Source organism: Patescibacteria group bacterium (genome assembly GCA_041664365.1).
Taxonomy (GTDB): Bacteria; Patescibacteriota; Patescibacteriia; order UM-FILTER-42-10; family UM-FILTER-42-10; genus JAHJEX01.
Genome location: JBAYKW010000027.1, coordinates 1 through 2,781, shown reverse-complemented (window position 1 = coordinate 2,781; position 2,781 = coordinate 1). Strand labels below are relative to the sequence as shown.

Genomic DNA, 2,781 nt, shown 5'->3' with positions numbered 1-2,781 from the left:
TCAGAATATTTGATCTTTACGGCCAACCGAAAAGCGGATTTTTCGCTTATGCAAAAACTTTTACTGGCGGCGTAAACGTCGCTTCGGGAGATGTTGATGGCGATGGAAGAGATGAAATTATCACCAGTGGAGCAACCAGTAATACTCAAATTAAAATTTTTGATTTTTCCGGAAATTTAAAAAATGAATTTTTCGCTTATCAATCCAGTTTTAAGGGCGGCGTGAATATTGCCGCCGGAGATATTGATGCTGATGGACAAGATGAAATTATCACCGGCGCAGGTCCAGGAGGCGGACCTCATGTCAGAGTTTTAAATGGTCAGGGAGCAATGGAATTAAACTTTTTCGCTTTTAATAAAACTTTCTTGGGCGGGGTAAACGTCGCTTCAGGAGATGTTGATGGCGACGGAAGAGATGAAATTTTAGCCAGTGTGGCCTCTGGCGCTTCTCCTTACGTAAGAGTTTTTTCCAGTGAATTTCTTCAACTTAGACTTCAATTCTTGGCTTATTCTCGAGAATTTTATCAAGGAGTTAATCTTGTCACGGCTGATTTTGACGGAGATCAAAAAGCGGAAATTATTACCAGTCCGAAAAAAGGCATGGAACCCCAAATTAATGTTTTCAGTTTCTCCAGCAAGCAGCTTAGCCAGTTTTACGCTTATGGAAAACAATTTAAGGGCGGAACAAGTATAGCGGTATTAAAAACAAGAGGATACTAATTCTTCATATGAAAACAGAAATTCGCAAAGATTATTTTTTAAATAAATACGTTATTATTACTCCTGATCGGGCTAAAAGGCCGCACGTTGCGATTGTAAAAAATATAAATAAAAAATGGGTCAAATGCCCTTTTTGTTTTAAAGGAATAGAAAAAAAATTGATAATTAAACATTATCAATTTTCTAATAATCAGATTTCAGTTATAAAAAATAAATATCCGGTTTTGACCCTTGGTAATCCGAAATCTTACGGGAAACATGAAATAATTATAGAAACGCCTAAACACGGAACAGAACTTTCTCAATTACCCTTGAAAAATTTTATTGATCTTTTAAAAGTTTTCCAAGACAGAACTATAACACTCAGCAAAATAAAAGGCATTGATTATATTTTGATTTTTAAAAATCAAGGCGGCAAAGCCGGCGCGTCCTTGGTTCATTCGCATTGCCAAGTTTTCGCTTCAAAATTGCTGCCCCCGGATTTGGAAGAAGAATTTCAGGCAATGGACAAATATCAGCGCAAAAATAAATCCTGCCCGTATTGCGATATTATTAAAAAAGAAGAAAAAGGGCCGCGTCGTATTTATAATGATCGCCATATGGTCGCTTTTGCGCCTTATGCCTCAGCTTTTCATTATGAAACCTGGATTTTTCCCCGACGGCGTCTAGATAATATTACTAATTTATCCGAAGAAGAATTAATCTCTTTGGCTAAGGTTTTGAAAAAAGTTTTGACTAAAATTTATAAGCTAGGCCTTTCTTATAATTTTTTTCTTCATCAAGTTATTTCCAAGAGAAATCAGCATTTTTATTTGAAAATTCAGCCACGCGATTCGGTTTGGGGAGGGGTGGAATTAGGCTCGGGAATTATTATTAATTCTATGCCTCCGGAAAAAGCCGCCGCTTATTTACGTTAATATATATTTTTTCTAAAAAGCAAAGGGGCTACTAATTTATTTTTTTAGTAGGCCCCTTTTTTTAAAATTTACCAATTTCGCAATAATTAATAATAAAAATTAATTATTGCCTTAATGATTAAACAGAAGAATCCGCCAAGTCCGGCTCCAAATCCAGTCAGTAGTCCAATTATAAACCCATTTCTAATTTTATTGTTGAATTCTTCTACTAATGCAAATATAAATCCAAATGTAAAGCCAGCTATAAGTCCAGCTAAAAATCCGCTTCTATCTGTAATTCCAACAATTATAAGTCCAAATGCAAGTCCAACCAAGAGCCCAAATACGAGATTAGCAGGGTCTGTATCATATTTATTTTCCAAGCGCGGTATTAAGAAGAAGAACAAACTCAAAATAATATTTAGATAAACAGGCAGAAGAATGACACTCCACCAGCACGAGAATGTTAAGTTAGTCCAAGGAATTGCGTAGACAGGAACTGATTTAAAGTAGCTGATAATACTCAGAATTATTGCCATTATGATCGCACTTCCAAAAGAAGTTAAAATCATAATTCCAAATTTTCTTCTTGTGCTCATTTTACCCCCTTTTTTTATAAAGAACTGATTGATATTTTTATATAGATATTTTAGCATATTTTTTTGCTTTTTGTCAACCCCTTACTTATCCCTTTATATCAAGGGGATTTTTGACAAACTATTCTTTTCTGTTATAATAAAAAGAATAGTTTAATTTAAATATTCGTTTATGACAAAAATTATTTGGTCAAAAATAACCGGTCTGCCTAAGGATATTTTTGAAAAAGAAACCGAGGAAGTAAATACGACTTCAGAGGCGCCAGTAAAGAAAAAAGCAAAAGAAAAAAAGCCGTTTATGGCCAAAAAGAAACCTGAAGAAAGCGAGATAAAAAAATGGCTGCCTGATTCAGGCCAAGGTCAATTGGTAGTTGATATTTTTGAGAGAGACAATAATATTATTGTTGAATCCACGATTGCCGGCATTAACAAAGAAGATATTGATATCACGGTTGAATCCGACTTGATTGTTATCCGGGGTGAAAGAAGACAGGAAACAGAAGATGAATCAAAGAATTATTATTTGCAAGAATGTTTTTGGGGAAAATTTTCCCGGACATTGGTTTTGCC

At 34.9% G+C, this 2,781-nt stretch carries 4 protein-coding genes; 3 read left to right on the top strand and 1 reads right to left on the bottom strand.

All coding sequences use genetic code 11. The annotated features are described in order from the left end of the window. Positions 1–719: VCBS repeat-containing protein (locus tag WCW66_07010; GenBank protein MFA6392453.1), on the top strand; the 719-nt coding region annotated here is incomplete at its 5' end. 8 nt (positions 720–727) lie between these two features. After that, positions 728–1,636 (top strand): DUF4931 domain-containing protein, encoded by a 909-nt coding sequence (locus WCW66_07005; GenBank protein ID MFA6392452.1) that lies wholly within the window; start codon positions 728–730, stop codon positions 1,634–1,636. A gap of 86 nt (positions 1,637–1,722) precedes the next feature. Here the strand turns inward: WCW66_07005 and WCW66_07000 are convergent, their stop codons facing one another. Beyond that, complete coding sequence (locus WCW66_07000; GenBank protein ID MFA6392451.1) at positions 1,723–2,271, bottom strand: hypothetical protein; 549 nt, start codon at positions 2,269–2,271, stop codon at positions 1,723–1,725. Positions 2,272–2,383: 112 nt separating this feature from the next. Here WCW66_07000 and WCW66_06995 point away from each other — a divergent pair. After that, positions 2,384–2,781: Hsp20/alpha crystallin family protein (locus WCW66_06995; GenBank protein ID MFA6392450.1), on the top strand; the 398-nt coding region annotated here is incomplete at its 3' end.

Bases quoted from the DNA above. Each gene is read 5' to 3' on its own strand.
- WCW66_07005 (MFA6392452.1), top strand. From the start codon at position 728: ATGAAAACAGAAATTCGCAAAGATTATTTTTTAAATAAATACGTTATT.
- WCW66_07000 (MFA6392451.1), bottom strand. From the start codon at position 2,271: ATGCTAAAATATCTATATAAAAATATCAATCAGTTCTTTATAAAAAAA.